The organism is Bifidobacterium sp. H6bp9 (assembly GCF_032193695.1).
In the GTDB taxonomy this organism is placed as follows: Bacteria; Actinomycetota; Actinomycetes; order Actinomycetales; family Bifidobacteriaceae; genus Bombiscardovia; species Bombiscardovia kimbladii.
In genome coordinates this window covers 283,118-298,516 of sequence record NZ_JASTZY010000001.1, presented here as the reverse complement: position 1 = coordinate 298,516, position 15,399 = coordinate 283,118, and the positions used below count along the sequence as shown (strand labels likewise).

Sequence of the window (15,399 nt, the reverse complement as noted above, 5' to 3'; positions counted from 1 at the left end):
TGGGAACTTCTGACTTATGCGCCGGGCTGATAAGCAAGGTCAGGCAGGCGGATGGCCGCCTATAAACAAGACCTATGACCAGACCCTGGTTCTGCCGCCGTGGTCGGGGTAGCCTTGAGTCGACGTTCCCGCCCGGCATGCGCAGGTCAAGGAACGCCGGACGGACCTTTGCCGGCTTGGGCGGGTTCCCTCCTATCGCTGTGCGCATGAGGAACGGGCCGTCCGCTCTATGACGGTTGCAAGGGAGTATCAATGACGGAGAAACAGCAGCAGGGTCGGATTTCCACAGCTCATCGGTTGCGTTGGAGGCCGCTTGACATAGCGGTCGGCGCAGGCCTGGGCGCGGTGTCGGGGTTGATTTACTGGTTGGCCAGCCTGCTCGCCTCGTGGATATTCCCGCTGATGACGGCCCTGCTTCCGGGGATGGCGGCCCTTTTGCATGGGGTCTTCTACTTTCCCTGCACCCTTTCCCTGCTGATACTGCGCAAGCCAGGCGCAGCCGTCTACGTTGGCATCATCAGTGTCCTGGTCGAGATTCTGCCTGGCAACGCCTATAACGTGCCGATGATTTTGGTGGAGGCCATCGTCGAGGCCCTGTGCGCGGAACTGGCCTTCGGAATATTCCGCTACCGTCGTTGGACCCTGGGAACGACCGTTCTGGGGGGTGTCCTGATAGCCTTGGTCTATAACGCTTTTCTCCTGGCCTTCTATTATCAGGGGGTCTCCCTCCTCAGCCCGAGGGGGATCATCGGCACCATCTGCGAGCTGATCAGTGGAGTGGTCCTGGCTGGACTGGTCAGCTGGTTCCTCTTCCGGGCCATCGGCAGCACCGGCGCTCTGGATCGGCTGGCATCCGGGCAGGATGTCAGGCAGGTCTGAATATCGGCATCCTCGCCCAACCGACCGTATTGACCATATGTTTATTGACTCAGTGTTTCCCGTGCAGCTGTGACAGCCCATACCGGGCAGGAAGGGCCCTACTATGACCAAACTTCGTTCCTACCTTGCAGCAGCGGTGCTTCCGCTCATCCTGGCAGCGGGCGCCTGCGGCCCCTCCCAGGCCACACAAGAAGACAGGATTGACCCTCAGGCCGCCATCAGCGTCAACAATGCCGAACCTACGGCTCCGCTGATTCCCTCCAGCACCAACGACACCGCGGGCTGGAAGGTGGTGACCCAGCTCTTCGACGGGTTGGTCACCTTCGATGCCAAAGGCGGGATGACCCTGGTCGAGGCCAAATCGATTACTCCCAATGAGGATGCAAGCCAGTACACGATTGTCCTCAAACCAGGACTCACCTTCAGCGACGGGGAGAAGATCACAGCCAAGACCTATGCGGATTCCTGGTCCTTCGCGGCGAATGCAGCCAATGGGCAGCTGGGCGCCTCGGCTTTTTCGACCATCGCCGGGTACGAGCAGGTGCAGGATGAGCATGGCGACCCCAAGGCTCCTCTGTCCGGTCTCCGGGTGGTCGACGACCTGACCCTGGAGGTGACCATGGACAAGCCGGATTCCTCCTTCCCCTACAAGGTAGGAGATGTGGCCTTCCTGCCACTGCCGGCAGCCGCCTACAAGGACATCAAGGCCTTCGGCAAGAAGCCGATCGGGAACGGGCCCTACCGCTTCAAATCATGGGTGCCTAATCAGGGCATCAAGCTGGAGAAGGATCCCTCATACAAGGGACCGCGCAAGGCTCGGAACGGAAGCCTGGAGTTCAGGGACTACCAGAGCCTCGATGCCGCCTATGCCGATATCCAAGCCGGTCACCTGGATGTGCTCGATACGGTTCCGGTCTCCCGCCTGAAAACCTTCCATACCGATTCGGGCCTGCAGCCCCTGATCAAGCCAGGGCCGGCCTTCCGTTCCCTGACCATCCCGCAAGGCCTGCAGCATTTCCAGGGGCAGGAGGGCGCCCTTCGCCGGGCGGCCCTGTCGTATGCTCTGGATCGCGCGAAAATAGCCGACAAGGTCTTCGCTGGTTCGGTTACGCCGGCCACTGATTTCCTGGCACCCACCATCAAGGGCAATGCCTCCGACATCACTGGCAAAGAGGTGCTGAGCCACGATCCGGACCAGGCCCGTAAACTGTGGAAGCAGGCTGATGCCATATCTCCCTGGGAGGGCACGCTTCGCATTGCCTACAGTGCCGACGGGGCAGACAAGGACTGGGTTGATGCGGTTCTGCATGAGTATGCCCAGGTTCTGGGAATCAAGACGGCACCGAATATCTTCCCGACTGGCAAGGAATTCAATACTGCAGTTCATAACCGTCAGGTCAACAGTATTTTCAATTCGGGCATCACCTCGGACTATCCCCACCCCGAAGGCTACTTGGTTCAGGGATATGCCTCCAGCCAGGCCGATGGCAAGGGTTTGAACAATGGGGACTACAGGAGCGCCGAATACGATGCCATTCTTTCCCGTGCCGCGTCAAAGACCGATCAGGACGAAGCCATGCAGGATTACCGCGAGGCTGAAGCCGTTCTCTTCAAGGATCTTCCGGTGCTGCCGCTCTGGTACAGGAAGGTCTCAGCGGTGGCCGGCAAGCAGGTTCGCCAGGCTCCTTTCGGATACATGGGTCTGCCTGTCTACAACCAGGTCACCAAGTAAGTCCGACAACCCGGATCTGGCTGATGACGAGTCGTTTTGATACCATGACTCTGGCCGGTACAATCGGCGCGGGGCCTTAGCTCAGTCGGTTAGAGCAAACGACTCATAATCGTTCGGTCCAGGGTTCAAGCCCCTGAGGCCCCACACAGACAAGCCCCCCGGAACCTTTAGAAGGTTCCGGGGGGCTTTATTGATGGATCGAATTAAGAGGTTCAGGTTTCTCAGCCCAGCACTGGTTCGCGTCTTCGATGACTGCCAGTGGAATGACTAAGGTTTTGTCCCCCGAACTTTCTTGATAGTCTTAGTAGAAGGACCAGCCCCGGCTAATGTCGGGGCCGTCCTCTCGCCGCCTAGCTCTAGCATCCATGATTCACCGATGCAAATATGTATGGCTTCACATGTAAGCCGGGGGAAAAGAGCTAGGCGCGTTTTTTATGTCGGATCATAGAGCACCCTCGGTGTATATCCACTTCTCGGTGCCCCAAACGTGCTTACGTAGACAGCCATCAGATCTGCGCACGGCACAATAATCCGGAAGCGCTTCCGTAGAACCGCTAAGTATGAGAATTTATCAGGGAAAAGAATACGGGACGGGCTCGAGTAGGAGCCGTCGGCTTATGCCGGGAAACTATACGCATGTACATCTCCTCTGGAACTGAAAATAGTTCAGCCCCTGTAGGTCCATCGTGTATACGTCCCCCGTATATCTTGTACTAATCATACACCTTGGAGGGGGTGTGTCAAAGCTGAGCAGGGCGAGCCGGGGTGCTCTGATCTGGGTCCGCAGCCGCATTGCGAATCGTGTGTAAATAGCGATAGACGCTGGGTGAGGAGATCCCTAGAGCCCGGGCAACCGTGTCCACCGAGCCCTTGACCAGGAAGACCCCTGACCCATCCAGGCGCGTGATCAGCTGCAGTCGCTCCTGCCGGTTCATTCTTGCCGGAGGAATACCAAGCTCTGCGGCGAATTCGGCAATATTATGCGTAACGACTTCGTCTGTGTTGACTGAGAGCACTTCACGGGTCGATTGGCCGGTCCCGGTCTCAGCATCCGATTCTTCTGATGCGGCTCTATCGTCGTTCAGTACCGCAGCAGGATCGGCCAGTCCCAGAGCGTCCAGATAAGCGCTTGCTCGTCTGAGCTCTTTGCTGGCCTGTCGGAAGGCGGAGCTGTCGAAATTGATGCAGAGAAAGCCGATCACCCGTCCTCTGGAATTACGCAAGAACAGGGTGGACGAGACCACGGGATGCCCCTGGATGGTGTAGCCAGCGTAATGGGTCAAATAGTTGTGCTGGTCGTATTCGTGGTTCCGCCAGATGTGCAGGACCAGGTCGGTGGCGGGACTGCCTATGGTGCGTCCGCTCAAGTTGCCGTTGGCGATGGCAACCACCGAATGCGAGAAATCCCTGACATTCTGAAGCACAACTTCCGTCTTGGGGCCGAGGATCTTACCCAGAAAGTCCACCAGCGGGACGAAAAGCTGCAGAGAAGATGAAACGGGCTTTGATGCACTCATTTGGTCACCCCATCCACTGACTAAAGCCAGATAGTACCATCGCTGCTCTGGTATTAGACGCAGACACTCGGACGGAGCCCACGGCTGTAGACTGGCGGAAGGTCGCTGCGAGCACATCTGCACGGGATGAGAGGTTGACTAATGACATACGATTTCACCAGTATCATGGACAGGCACGGCAAGGACGCCATTGCGGTTGACGGCCTGGGTGCCGAGCCTGGATTCGCCCCCGATCCTCCCAAGGAGGGCTTCGATGTCATCCCCATGTGGATTGCCGATATGAACTTCCCTACGGTGCCGACCATACCCGAGGCCATCATCGAGCGTGCCAAGCACCCGGCTTTCGGCTATTTCAATCCCACTGACGAGTACTACGACGCCATCATCAACTGGCAGCGCACCCGCAATGGTGTGGAAGGCCTGACGGCTGAGGACATCGGCTATGAGAACGGGGTCCTGGGCGGGGTTGTCTCGACTTTGACTGCCTTTGCGGCTCCCGGCGACGCGGTTTTGCTCCACAGCCCGACCTACGTCGGCTTTACCTCCTGCATCGAGAACAATGGCTACCACATCGTGCACAGCCCCTTGAAGAAGGACGAGCAGGGCGTCTGGCGCATGGACTTCGATGACATGGACCGCAAGCTCAAGGAGAACAACATCCATGTGGCGGTCTTCTGCAGCCCGCACAACCCCTGCGGCCGTGTCTGGGAGAAGTGGGAGATCGAGAAGGCCATGGAAGTATATAAGGAGAACGACTGCGTGGTCATCTCCGACGAGATCTGGTCAGACTTGATCCTGTCGGGCCACAGGCACATCCCCACCCAATCGGTCAGCGAGGATGCCCGCAACAGGACGGCTGCCTTCTATGCACCCAGCAAGACCTTCAACCTGGCCGGGCTGGTCGGCTCCTACCACATCATCTACAACAAGTATCTGCGCGACAGGATTGTGGCCAAGGGGTCCAAGGCCCACTACAACGATATGAACGTGCTGTCCATGCATGCCTTGATCGGGGCCTATAAGCCTCAAGGTCAGGAGTGGCTGGATGAACTCCGGCAGGTCCTGACCGGGAACGTGGACTATGCCTACGATTACATCCAGCGGCATTTCGAGGGAGTCGGGCTTTCCAAGCCCCAGGGCACCTACATGCTCTTCCTTGATTGCACGCAATGGTGCAAGAACCATGATCTGGACCTGGACCAGCTGCTCAAGCGTGCCTGGGATGTGGGTGTGGCCGTCCAGGACGGGCGGCAGTTCAAGGCTCCCTGCGCCATCCGCATGAACCTGGCTCTGCCTTTGAGCCGTGTCCAGGAGGCCATGGATCGTCTGGACAAGTACGTCTTCAACGCCTGAACAATCACTGAACGATCGTGGACCCTCGCTGTCGGGCAGAGCCGATCGGCGAGGGTCCATCATATGCGGGCGAATCCTTGCTAAAGACTCACTGGAACTGCATGCCGCCGTCCACAATCAGGGTCTGGCCGGTGATGTAGTCAGAGTCGTGCCCAGCCAGGAAAGCTACGGCATTGGCCACATCCTCGGGCTCGGAAAGCCGCCCCAGGGCGATGCCGTCCGAGAAGGTGGACATGCCCCACTCGTCATCCTTGCCGGCGTTGGCCCCGACCTGATGTGCGATGTCCATCATCATGGGCGTCTTGACGATGCCGGGGGCGTAGGCGTTGGCGGTGATGCCCTCCTTGGCCAGATCGCGTGCAGCCACCTGGGTCAGGCCCCGGATGGCGAACTTGGTGGAGGAATAGAGCATCAAATTGGGATTGCCCACCACCCCTGCCTGGCTGGCGGCGTTGATGATCTTGCCCCCGTGGCCTCGATCACGGAAGGCCTGGACGGCGGCCTGCATGCCCCAGATGGTTCCTGCCACGTTGACGTGGTAGACCTTGTCGAACAGCTCCGGGGTGATGGAATCGATGGGGGTGGTCGGTCCCAAGCCAGCGTTGTTGACGATCACATTGAAGTCGCCCAGTTTGGTGGCAGTCTTCTCTACCGCCGAGCGCACCTGGACACGATCGGTCACGTCCAGGGTGACAGCCATGGCCCGTCCCTCAGATTGATTGATGGAGTCGGCCACTGCCTGGGCCTTGTCGGTGTTCATGTCCGCCACGGCCACGGCGAACCCGTCCTTGGCCAGACGGCGGGCAATGGCCTCGCCGATTCCCTGAGCCGCCCCTGTAACGAACGCCACTTCCTGCTGCATTGCTGCCCTCCTTTGTCGCCTCGCCGGGCCGGTCGGTCCGACTGTTTGATTCTAAAGGGCGCGCGGTCCGCCACACCGGTTGGCTGATTCGGCGTGTGGCGCAAGGGGGTCGTATTCTCCCCGGGTTGCGCTAGACTATTACGCGGTTGCCGGTTCACGTCCGCCACAGGGGCGGTCGACCCGGGGCCCTTGAATCTAGGAGTAACCATGAAGCAGGGAATTCATCCCGATTATCATCCCGTTGAGGTCACGTGCTCGTGCGGCAATACCTTCATCACCCGTTCGACCGCTCCCGGCGATCATATGACGGTTGATGTCTGCTCGCACTGCCACCCCTTCTACACCGGCAAGCAGAAGATTCTGGACACCGGTGGTCGCGTGGCTCGGTTCGAAGCCCGTTACGGCAAGAGGACCAAGTAGCACTTCCAACGCCAGTCCCTTCCGGGTCGCTCTGCTATGCCCGGCGGGGACTGGCGTTTTTTATGACTTGAACCATGCGGATGAGCGGACGGGAAGGGTGTAGATGAGCGAGGAGCAGTTTCCGGCGGCGGTGGCTGCCGTCGAGGAGTACGGTCGCCTGGAAAAGCAGATGAGTCAGCCCGAAACGGCTTCAGATCCGGCGCAGATCCGCAAGTTGGGCCGCAGGCATGCTGAGCTCGCACCCATCGTTGAAGCCTACAAGGCCTATCAAAGCGCCTTGGAAGACAGCCAGGCCGCCGAACAAATGGCACGGGAGGATCCTGACTTCGCGCAAGAGGCCAAGGCCATGGCTGACCGAATACCGGATCTGGAACAGGCCCTGCGCACCGCGCTTATTCCGCGTGATCCCGATGACGGCCGCGATACGATCATGGAGATCAAGGCCGGCAGCGGCGGCGAGGAGGCGGCCCTCTTCGCTGGCGATCTGATGCGCATGTATGTGCGTTATGCCGAAAAACGCGGCTGGACCACTGAGATCATGAGCGAGAACCGTACCCAGCTGGGCGGGGTCAAGGATGCTCAGCTGGCCATTCGCGCTCGCGGCCAGGTGGCTCCGGCCGACGGCGTCTGGGCTTCGCTCAAGTACGAGGGCGGCGTGCATCGGGTCCAGCGCATCCCCGTCACCGAGTCCCAGGGCCGTATTCAGACCTCAGCTGCCGGAGTCATCGTCTTTCCAGAGGCTGACGAGGACGACGACGAGATCGAGATCGACCCCAAGGACCTCAAGGTAGACATCTTCATGAGCTCCGGCCCGGGAGGACAGTCCGTCAACACCACCTACTCTGCTGTGCGGATGACCCACATTCCCACCGGCATCGTGGTCTCCATGCAGGATGAGAAATCCCAGATACAGAATCGCCAGGCCGCCCTGCGGGTGCTCAAGTCCCGTCTGCTGGCCATGAAGCACGAGGAGGAGGCCGCCCAGGCTGCAGACATGCGCCATTCCCAGGTCCGTTCCCTGGATCGGTCCGAGCGTATCAGGACCTACAACTTCCCAGAGAGCCGGATCGTGGATCACCGTACCGGCTACAAGGCCTACAACCTGGAACAGGTGCTGGACGGCGATCTGCAGGCCGTCATCGACTCCGACATTCAAGCTGATGAGGCCCGCAGAATGGCTTCGCAGGGGTGAATCAGCAGGAGCGCGGGACCAGTATGGCTGAGCTGGTCGATAGAGGCCATCACCTGCTGGCCCAGGCTGGCCTGCCCACTCCGCTCAATGATGCCAGGCTGCTGCTGGCCGATGCCCTTGGGTGCGATCTGCACCAGCTGGATCAGGCGCTGCTCTTGGATCGGACTGCTGAGGAACTGCTGACGAACGGTGTTGGTCGCAGACAGGCCGATGACTCCCAGTCGGCGGCCCTGGACCGTTATCAGTCCTATCTGCAAAGGCGGGTCGGACGCGAACCCTTGCAGTACATTCTTGGCCACGCCTGCTTTCGTTATTTGGATCTCCGCCTGGGTCCGGGGGTCTTTATCCCCCGTCCTGAGACCGAAACGGTGGTTCAGGCAGGTATCAATGCCTTGACTGGAGTGGATCATCCACTGGCAGTGGATCTGTGTTCCGGCAGTGGAGCCATCGGCCTGTCCTTGGCCACAGAGGTTCCAGGGGCGCGGGTTCGGGCCGTGGAGGTGTACAAGGAGGCATATCGGTGGGGTGCGTTGAATGCCGCCGCTCAGGAGGCTGCCATTCGGGAGGCTGGATCCGACTATCAGCTGCTTTTGGCTGATGCCACGGATTCCGCCGCCCTGTCTGATCTGGATGCCCATGTGGATTTGGTCATCAGCAACCCTCCCTACGTCCCCATGGATGCGATTCCTAGCCAGCCCGAGGTGCGTGACTGGGATCCGGACCTGGCCCTCTATGGCGGTTCACCCGACGGGTGCCTTGTGCCCTGCCGCATTCTGGACAGGGCCATGGTTTTGCTGGCACCCGGCGGTCTGCTGGTCATGGAGCATGACGCCTCCCAGGGGGCGGCCATGGTTGCAGCTGCACAGGAGCGAGGGTACCTGGATGCGCGCACACACCGGGATCTGGCTGGCCGCGACCGCTACCTGACAGCCCGACGGCCAGGGTGACGGGACGCAGATCCGCGGTTCTTCAGGTCCTGGCGGGCTGCCGGGGTCCTGGGATAGATTGGTAGCTGGTCACATGAACATGTCGAGCCGAAAGGTCGTGATGCAGGGTATGAGCCGGGTGATGACCTATGACAGTCGGTCGCCGCAGTTACTGGCCCAGGTGGTGGCCGCCGGGGGGCTGGCGGTCATTCCTACCGACACGGTCTATGGCATCGTCTGCGATCCATGCAATGACGCGGCCATCGATAGGCTCTTCCAGGCCAAGCACCGTCCCAGGACCAAGTCCATCCAGGTGCTGTTGGATGGGGCGGAGGCCATGGACCGTCTGGATCTTAGCCTGCCTGCGCCTCTGGATCGCCTGTCCGATGCCCTGTTGCCGGGCCCCTTTTCGCCTATTGCCCTTGTAGGAAGTTCCTGCCCTCTGCGCACCCCTCGAAGGGAGCCCGAGGGTCCCACCCAGGCCGTCAGGGTGCCTGACTCGTCCATTTGCCGGGCCCTCCTGCAGGTGACCGGACCTTTGGCTGCTTCCAGTGCCAATCGATCCGGCAATCCCAGCGTGGAGACCGTCCAGCAGGCCGAATCCGAGCTGGGTGACAGCGTCGATCTCTACCTGGACGGGGGGCCGACCCCTGGCTCAGTGGCCAGCACGGTGGTGGAAGCCGACAAGAATGATCCTGACGGAATACACGTGCTGCGGCAGGGCGTCATAGGCGAGACTCGGGTCCGTGCAATACTGTCCGGCCAGACCAGCAGAGGGGAGGGTCAGTGAGGGTATACCTGTTCATTGCTGCCATCGCTGGCGGAGCCACCTGGCTGGTCATGCCCATGGTTCGTCATCTCGCCATCCGGGTCGGTGCCGTAGGTGTGGTCCGCGCTCGGGACGTGCACAAGGTGCCCACCCCCCGTATGGGCGGCTTGGGCATGCTGATAGGCTTTGCCGTGGCCATGTGCTTCGCCTCCCGCATTCCCTTCATCACGGGCCTCTTCCAGTCCGGACATCAGGCCTGGGTCATTCTGGCCGGGGCCGTGGCCATCTGCCTGCTGGGCATAGCCGACGACCTTTGGGACCTGGACTGGATGCTCAAGCTGGCCGGCCAGCTGCTGATTTCGGTCTTCGTCTCCTGGGGTGGCATCCAGATCATCTCCCTGCCTCTGGGATCCCTGGTGGCGGCCTCGCCCAGCCTGTCCATGGCCATCACAGCCTTCCTGATCGTGGCCTCCATCAATGCGGTCAACTTTGTGGACGGCCTGGACGGCCTGGCTGCAGGCATCGTAGCCATCGGGGGCATCGCCTTCGCCATCTACTCCTATATCATCGCCCGCATCTCGCCCGACTATGCCTCCCTGGCGACCCTGATCGACGTGGCCATGGTGGGCATTTGCGTGGGATTCCTCCTGCACAACTGGCATCCGGCCAAGCTCTTCATGGGCGATTCAGGATCCATGCTGCTGGGATACTTGATCACCTGCGCTTCGATTGTGGTGACTGGTCGGCTGGATCCGGCCACCATTCACGCCAGCATCTATCTGCCGGCCTTTATGCCCATTCTTTTGCCCATCCTGGTGCTTTTTCTGCCCGTTCTGGACATGTGCCTGGCCATCGTCCGGCGGCTCAGCCACGGGCAATCACCCATGCACCCCGACCGCATGCACCTGCACCATCGTATGCTGCGCATCGGTCACACGGTTCGGTCCGCGGTCCTGATCCTCTGGGGCTGGGCCGCCCTGATTGCCTTCGGCTCGCTCTTTATTCTTTTCTTCCCACTGAGATATGTCTTGATCGGTCTGGCCCTGGCCGCCATGCTGCTGACCTTCGCTACCCTCTACCCCTACTATCGTCGTCGCCTTCCCGAAATCAGGCGTGAGAACGCTCTTCTCGCCGCCCAAGGTTCACAGCATGCGGCCAGACCGCACTGGCATCGCAAGAGCCGCCACGACAAAGATGAGGACAATTGATTCACCCAGTGAAATAGTGCGGACACGGTGCAGTGAACGGTCAAGAAGCACTTGTAGCATGGTGCTATGGCTATGGAAAACCCACAAAGCGAACCCTCCTCCTACACTCAACTTCCCGACGCCTTCCAGAAAATCGGTCTGGCCTATGACGACGTCCTCCTGCTGCCCAACGAATCCGATGTCATCCCCTCCGAGGTAGATACCACCACCCGGCTGACTCGGAACATCACCATGAAGTCCCCGGTCCTTTCGGCTGCCATGGACACCGTCACGGAGGCCACCATGGCTGTGGCCATGGCCCGCAACGGCGGCATCGGCGTCCTCCACCGCAATCTCAGCATTGAGGATCAGGCCAATCAGGTCGACATCGTCAAGCGGTCCGAGTCCGGCATGATCTCCGACCCCCTGACCGTCACCCCGGATGCCACGCTGACCGACCTGGACAAGCTCTGCTCCACCTACAAGGTCTCCGGTCTGCCCGTGGTGGATCGTCGGCAGCAGCTGGTGGGCATCATCACCAACCGTGACATGCGCTTCGTCAATCCTGCCGACTTCGACAGACTCAAGGTCAGCGACATCATGACCAAGGACCATCTGATCACCGGCCCGTCCAACATCACCAAGGAAGATGCCCATGAGCTGTTGGCCAAATACAAGGTGGAGAAGCTTCCCCTGGTCGATGACGAGGGCAAGCTGACCGGGCTGATCACCGTCAAGGACTTCGTCAAGACCGAGCAGTACCCCGAGGCCACCAAGGATGAGCGCGGACGGCTGCGTGTGGCTGCAGCTGTCGGATTCTTCGGCGATGCCTGGCAGCGCATCACGGCCCTGGCCGATGCCGGGGTCGACATCCTGGTCGTGGACACCGCCCATGGCCATGCCAAGCTCATGCTGGATATGATTCGCAGGATCAAGGCAGATCATGCCTTCGACCATGTGGATGTGATCGGCGGCAACGTGGCCACCCGCGAGGGCGCCCAGGCGCTGATCGATGCCGGCGTTGACGCGGTCAAGGTCGGCGTGGGCCCCGGCTCCATCTGCACCACCCGCGTGGTTGCCGGTGTGGGCGTGCCCCAGCTGACCGCCGTCTACGATGCTGCACTGGCCTGCCGCCCAGCCGGGATCCCGCTGGTCGCCGATGGCGGAATCCATTACTCGGGCGACATTGCCAAGGCCATCGTGGCAGGGGCCGATTCGGTCATGCTGGGCGGTCTGCTGGCAGGCACTGAGGAGGCTCCTGGCGAGAAGGTCCTCCTGCATGGCAAGCAGTACAAGGTCTATCGGGGCATGGGCTCGCTGGGTGCCATGGCTCCGCGCGGCAAGAAGAGCTACTCCAAGGACCGCTACTTCCAGGCCGATGTCACCAGCTCCGACAAGGTGGTGCCCGAGGGTGTCGAGGGCGAGGTGCCCTACCGCGGTCCGCTCAACTATGTGCTCTACGAGCTGGTCGGCGGCCTGCATCAGACCATGTTCTACACCGGTGCCCGAACCATCCCCGAGCTGCAGCGCAAGGGCCGGTTCATTCGGATCACCGATGCCGGTCTGCGTGAATCGCATCCCCATGACATCGTCATGACCAAGGAGGCCCCCAACTACTCAGGCTTCCACAACTGAGCCAAGATAGGCAGGTGATCGGCGCAGGATCTCATCAGGACCTGCGCCGATTGCATATCACAAGTCAGTCATGGTCCGGTCGGCTGTGCTGGCGGACCCCCCGCCGGTCACGTGCTGGCGGTATCTTGTAATGTTCCGTTCAAGACGGCGGAAGAAGCGATCCGGTGCGCGACCCGGATCTGAAAGGCGTACAGATGAGCGATAACAATGATCTGACTTTCTCTGCGGAGGAATCCCGCATGATCTGGATTGACTGCGAGATGACCGGTCTGGATATCTTCCATGACGAGCTGTGCGAGGTCTCCGTGGTGCCTACCGACTTCAACATGAAGGTCCTGGACAAGGGCATCGACCTGGTCATCAAGCCCTCCCAGGCGGCCCTGGACCATATGGGAAACTTCGTCAGGAAGATGCACACCTCCTCCGGCCTGATCGAGGAGATGAAGACCGGCCTGGATCTTGAGGAGGCCCAGCGTCAGGTGATCGAGTACGTCAAGCCCTTCCTGCCCAAGAACGGCAAGGCTCATCTGGCAGGCAACTCCGTGGGCTCCGACAAGAAGTTCCTCGACAGGTACATGCCTGAACTGATGGATCTTCTGCACTACCGGGTCATCGACGTGAGCACCCTCAAGGAGCTGTCCCGCCGCTGGTACCCGGACGTCTACAAGAACAAGCCAGCCAAGCATGGCGGCCACAGGGCCCTGGCCGACATCATCGAGTCCATGGACGAACTGCGCTACTACCGCTCCATGTTCTTCCTTCCGGCTCCCGGACCTGACCAGGCGCAGTCCAAGGCCGGGGCGGAACAGATCGAACAGACCAGCCTGCTGCGTCATTACGAAGAGTCCGGCAATCCGGTCGAGGACGCCAACAAGCCTGAGAAGACCGACTACTGACAGGCATGGCCATGTACCTCTGACGTGGCACCATGGAGGCATGCAGCAATCCGAAGCCTTGACCATATTGAGTGCGGGGGCCAATGCCTTCATCACGGGCGCCCCCGGGTCAGGCAAGACCTTTGTGCTCAGCGAGTTCGTCGCCCAGGCCCGTCAGGCCGGGGCGGTGGTGGCGGTGACCGCCTCGACCGGCATCGCCGCCACGCACATCAACGGCCAGACCATCCACTCCTGGAGCGGAGTAGGCATCGCTACCTGCATGACCGAATCGCTCTTGAAACGGATCAAGACCCGCCGTCGCAGACAGATCGAGGGCACCGACATCCTGGTCATCGACGAGGTTTCCATGATGCACGCCTGGCTCTTCGACATGGTGGACCAGGCCTGCCGGGCCGTTCGCCACAGCCCTGAACCCTTCGGAGGGATCCAGGTGGTCCTTTCCGGGGACTTCTTCCAGCTGCCGCCGGTGACGCGATCCAACCGTGCTGCAGGAATACTGCCCAGCCCTGAATTGCAGGCTGCCCGGGAACGCTATGCCCAGGCCGGCAAGGACCCGGATGGGTTCGTAACAGAATCACTGGTCTGGCAGGACCTGGACCCGGTCATCTGTTACCTGACCGAGCAGCACCGCCAGGACGATGGCCAGCTCTTGACCGTCCTGACTGACATCAGAGAGGGTGGCGTCACCCAGGAGGACCATGAGGTCCTGGCCGCCCGTGTCGGCGCAGTGCCCGCCCCCGGCCAGGTGGCGGTCCACCTCTTCCCGGTCAACAAGCAGGCCGACACGCTCAATGATCAGCGTCTGGCCGCCATCGACGAAGAGGCCCACCATTACCAGGCCACATCCCGCGGCGAGGCCAGGCTGGTGGAACGGCTGAAGAAGAACATGCTGGCCCCCGAGGATCTGGCCCTGAAGACCGGGGCCGCGGTCATGGCCCTGCGCAACGACCAGGACCATCAATATGTCAACGGCTCTATCGGCACCGTCAGCGGATTCACCAGCTCGGCCAAGGGGGGATGGCCGATCGTCTCCTTCCAGAACGGCAACGTGGTCACCATGAAGCCGGCCGCCTGGGAGACCATGGACGGGGACACGGTCTTGGCCGCCGTCAATCAGGTTCCCCTTCGTTGCGCCTGGGGAATCACCATCCACAAGTCCCAGGGGATGACCCTGGACAGGGCAGTCATGGACCTGAGACGGACCTTCGCGCCAGGTATGGGCTACGTGGCCCTCTCGCGTGTGGAAAGCCTGGATGGGCTCTACCTGACGGGCATCAATGAGCACGCCTTCCTGGTCTCTCCCGATGCCGTCGTTCTGGATGCGGGTTTGAGGGCCGAATCCAAGGCGGCCTGCGCCCGTCTGAAGGATGAAGGTCCCGAGTCCTTCACCAAGCGGGCCGTCGGTCAGGAGCCAGAAGACGAATTCAGCCAGGACCAGCTTTTCTGAAGGGTCGTCCTTATCGGTCTTGGCCCGGTGCGGTCATTTGGGCAGTTCGAGACGCCATGACAGGCGGACCATGTCTCTCAGGGTGATTCCGTTCTCGACAATGGGATGCGCGTAGCGATTGACAAAATAATCCCGTTCAATGCGGTCCATGCGAAACCCGCATGTCTGGTAGAAGCAAAGGGCCCCAAAACTGGTGGATCCGGTCCCGACTTCCAGCCTTCTCAGGCCCAGTCTGACGGTCTCCATCTTGGCTCGGTCTATTAATCTGCTTCCGACTCCCAGTCTGCGTAAAGCGCGGTCCACACTGATATTGGTAATTTCCAAGGTATCCGTGTTCGGTCTGGCAAGCAGCATGACACCGGCCAGAGTTTGTCCCACTCGGATTTCGTAGGCGCAGGAATGGGCGAAAACGTCATGGATTATCCGTTCTGAGGGATCGGCCTCTAGGAGGAGCGTCATGTGCTCTGCGTCGAGGTTGGTAAAGGTCTGGATGGTCACACCCGGCTCTGATGACATAGGTGCCCGCCTTGTCCTTGTAAATCAGAAAACCTGTTCGATATACAACCACTATATCTTGGCTGTCC

General features: G+C 60.6%; 14 protein-coding genes and 1 tRNA gene. 12 read left to right on the top strand and 3 right to left on the bottom strand.

The features are described 5' to 3' along the window. Positions 1-252 precede the first annotated feature (252 nt). The 3 genes from QRX40_RS01195 to QRX40_RS01185 all read left to right on the top strand — a co-directional run bounded on the left by QRX40_RS01195 (position 253) and on the right by QRX40_RS01185 (position 2,755). Positions 253-879: an ECF transporter S component gene (locus QRX40_RS01195; protein ID WP_045924741.1), complete on the top strand. Its 627-nt coding sequence runs from the start codon at positions 253-255 to the stop codon at positions 877-879. A 103-nt stretch (positions 880-982) separates the two neighbouring features. Continuing rightward, the gene (locus QRX40_RS01190) at positions 983-2,611 is read left to right on the top strand and encodes an ABC transporter substrate-binding protein (protein WP_313835763.1); all 1,629 of its coding nucleotides are present in this window, start codon (positions 983-985) and stop codon (positions 2,609-2,611) included. A 70-nt stretch (positions 2,612-2,681) separates the two neighbouring features. Beyond that, positions 2,682-2,755: transfer RNA gene (locus tag QRX40_RS01185), tRNA-Ile, on the top strand. A 596-nt stretch (positions 2,756-3,351) separates the two neighbouring features. Here the strand turns inward: QRX40_RS01185 and QRX40_RS01180 are convergent. Continuing rightward, positions 3,352-4,128: a PAS domain-containing protein gene (locus QRX40_RS01180; protein WP_313835761.1), complete on the bottom strand. Its 777-nt coding sequence runs from the start codon at positions 4,126-4,128 to the stop codon at positions 3,352-3,354. A gap of 141 nt (positions 4,129-4,269) precedes the next feature. On the opposite strand from QRX40_RS01180, the gene QRX40_RS01175 reads away from it, so the two are divergent. Further along, positions 4,270-5,481 carry an aminotransferase class I/II-fold pyridoxal phosphate-dependent enzyme gene (locus QRX40_RS01175; protein ID WP_313835759.1) on the top strand — a complete coding sequence of 404 codons (1,212 nt, stop codon included), beginning with the start codon at positions 4,270-4,272 and terminating at the stop codon, positions 5,479-5,481. 88 nt (positions 5,482-5,569) lie between these two features. Here QRX40_RS01175 and QRX40_RS01170 read toward each other — a convergent pair whose 3' ends face one another. After that, positions 5,570-6,343, bottom strand: coding sequence for a (S)-acetoin forming diacetyl reductase (locus QRX40_RS01170; RefSeq protein WP_154312704.1), 774 nt, complete (start codon positions 6,341-6,343; stop codon positions 5,570-5,572). Positions 6,344-6,550: 207 nt separating this feature from the next. Between QRX40_RS01170 and rpmE the strand changes: the two genes are divergently transcribed. The 8 genes from rpmE (at position 6,551) to QRX40_RS01130 (ending at position 14,815) form a co-directional block, all read left to right on the top strand. Then, positions 6,551-6,763: a 50S ribosomal protein L31 gene (gene rpmE, locus QRX40_RS01165; protein WP_015022244.1), complete on the top strand. Its 213-nt coding sequence runs from the start codon at positions 6,551-6,553 to the stop codon at positions 6,761-6,763. A 103-nt stretch (positions 6,764-6,866) separates the two neighbouring features. Continuing rightward, positions 6,867-7,955, top strand: a complete 1,089-nt coding sequence (prfA, locus tag QRX40_RS01160; protein ID WP_045924736.1) for a peptide chain release factor 1 — start codon at positions 6,867-6,869, stop codon at positions 7,953-7,955. A 23-nt stretch (positions 7,956-7,978) separates the two neighbouring features. After that, entirely contained in the window at positions 7,979-8,902 is a 924-nt protein-coding gene (gene prmC, locus QRX40_RS01155; RefSeq protein ID WP_313835754.1) for a peptide chain release factor N(5)-glutamine methyltransferase, read from the top strand. Positions 8,903-9,023: 121 nt separating this feature from the next. Continuing rightward, positions 9,024-9,671: an L-threonylcarbamoyladenylate synthase gene (locus QRX40_RS01150; RefSeq protein WP_313835752.1), complete on the top strand. Its 648-nt coding sequence runs from the start codon at positions 9,024-9,026 to the stop codon at positions 9,669-9,671. Continuing rightward, positions 9,668-10,858, top strand: a complete 1,191-nt coding sequence (locus QRX40_RS01145) for an MraY family glycosyltransferase (protein WP_313835751.1) — start codon at positions 9,668-9,670, stop codon at positions 10,856-10,858. Before QRX40_RS01150 ends, QRX40_RS01145 begins: the two co-directional genes overlap by 4 nt. A 66-nt stretch (positions 10,859-10,924) precedes the next feature. Further along, positions 10,925-12,472, top strand: coding sequence for an IMP dehydrogenase (gene guaB, locus QRX40_RS01140; protein WP_313835750.1), 1,548 nt, complete (start codon positions 10,925-10,927; stop codon positions 12,470-12,472). Between the two features lie 194 nt (positions 12,473-12,666). Further along, positions 12,667-13,368, top strand: coding sequence for an oligoribonuclease (orn, locus tag QRX40_RS01135; protein ID WP_313835748.1), 702 nt, complete (start codon positions 12,667-12,669; stop codon positions 13,366-13,368). Between the two features lie 40 nt (positions 13,369-13,408). Beyond that, positions 13,409-14,815, top strand: a complete 1,407-nt coding sequence (locus QRX40_RS01130; RefSeq protein WP_313835747.1) for a PIF1 family DEAD/DEAH box helicase — start codon at positions 13,409-13,411, stop codon at positions 14,813-14,815. A 33-nt stretch (positions 14,816-14,848) separates the two neighbouring features. On the opposite strand, the gene QRX40_RS01125 is transcribed toward QRX40_RS01130, so the two are convergent. Then, positions 14,849-15,331 (bottom strand): GNAT family N-acetyltransferase, encoded by a 483-nt coding sequence (locus QRX40_RS01125; RefSeq protein WP_313835746.1) that lies wholly within the window; start codon positions 15,329-15,331, stop codon positions 14,849-14,851. Positions 15,332-15,399 lie beyond the last annotated feature (68 nt).

What these genes read in the sequence shown, in the direction of transcription:
- QRX40_RS01125 (WP_313835746.1), bottom strand. Translation starts at nt 15,331, where the DNA reads ATGTCATCAGAGCCGGGTGTGACCATCCAGACCTTTACCAACCTCGAC.
- QRX40_RS01180 (WP_313835761.1), bottom strand. Translation starts at nt 4,128, where the DNA reads ATGAGTGCATCAAAGCCCGTTTCATCTTCTCTGCAGCTTTTCGTCCCG.
- prmC (WP_313835754.1), top strand. Translation starts at nt 7,979, where the DNA reads ATGGCTGAGCTGGTCGATAGAGGCCATCACCTGCTGGCCCAGGCTGGC.
- QRX40_RS01175 (WP_313835759.1), top strand. Translation starts at nt 4,270, where the DNA reads ATGACATACGATTTCACCAGTATCATGGACAGGCACGGCAAGGACGCC.
- QRX40_RS01130 (WP_313835747.1), top strand. Translation starts at nt 13,409, where the DNA reads ATGCAGCAATCCGAAGCCTTGACCATATTGAGTGCGGGGGCCAATGCC.
- prfA (WP_045924736.1), top strand. Translation starts at nt 6,867, where the DNA reads ATGAGCGAGGAGCAGTTTCCGGCGGCGGTGGCTGCCGTCGAGGAGTAC.
- QRX40_RS01195 (WP_045924741.1), top strand. Translation starts at nt 253, where the DNA reads ATGACGGAGAAACAGCAGCAGGGTCGGATTTCCACAGCTCATCGGTTG.
- QRX40_RS01150 (WP_313835752.1), top strand. Translation starts at nt 9,024, where the DNA reads ATGACCTATGACAGTCGGTCGCCGCAGTTACTGGCCCAGGTGGTGGCC.
- guaB (WP_313835750.1), top strand. Translation starts at nt 10,925, where the DNA reads ATGGCTATGGAAAACCCACAAAGCGAACCCTCCTCCTACACTCAACTT.
- QRX40_RS01190 (WP_313835763.1), top strand. Translation starts at nt 983, where the DNA reads ATGACCAAACTTCGTTCCTACCTTGCAGCAGCGGTGCTTCCGCTCATC.
- orn (WP_313835748.1), top strand. Translation starts at nt 12,667, where the DNA reads ATGAGCGATAACAATGATCTGACTTTCTCTGCGGAGGAATCCCGCATG.
- QRX40_RS01170 (WP_154312704.1), bottom strand. Translation starts at nt 6,343, where the DNA reads ATGCAGCAGGAAGTGGCGTTCGTTACAGGGGCGGCTCAGGGAATCGGC.
- rpmE (WP_015022244.1), top strand. Translation starts at nt 6,551, where the DNA reads ATGAAGCAGGGAATTCATCCCGATTATCATCCCGTTGAGGTCACGTGC.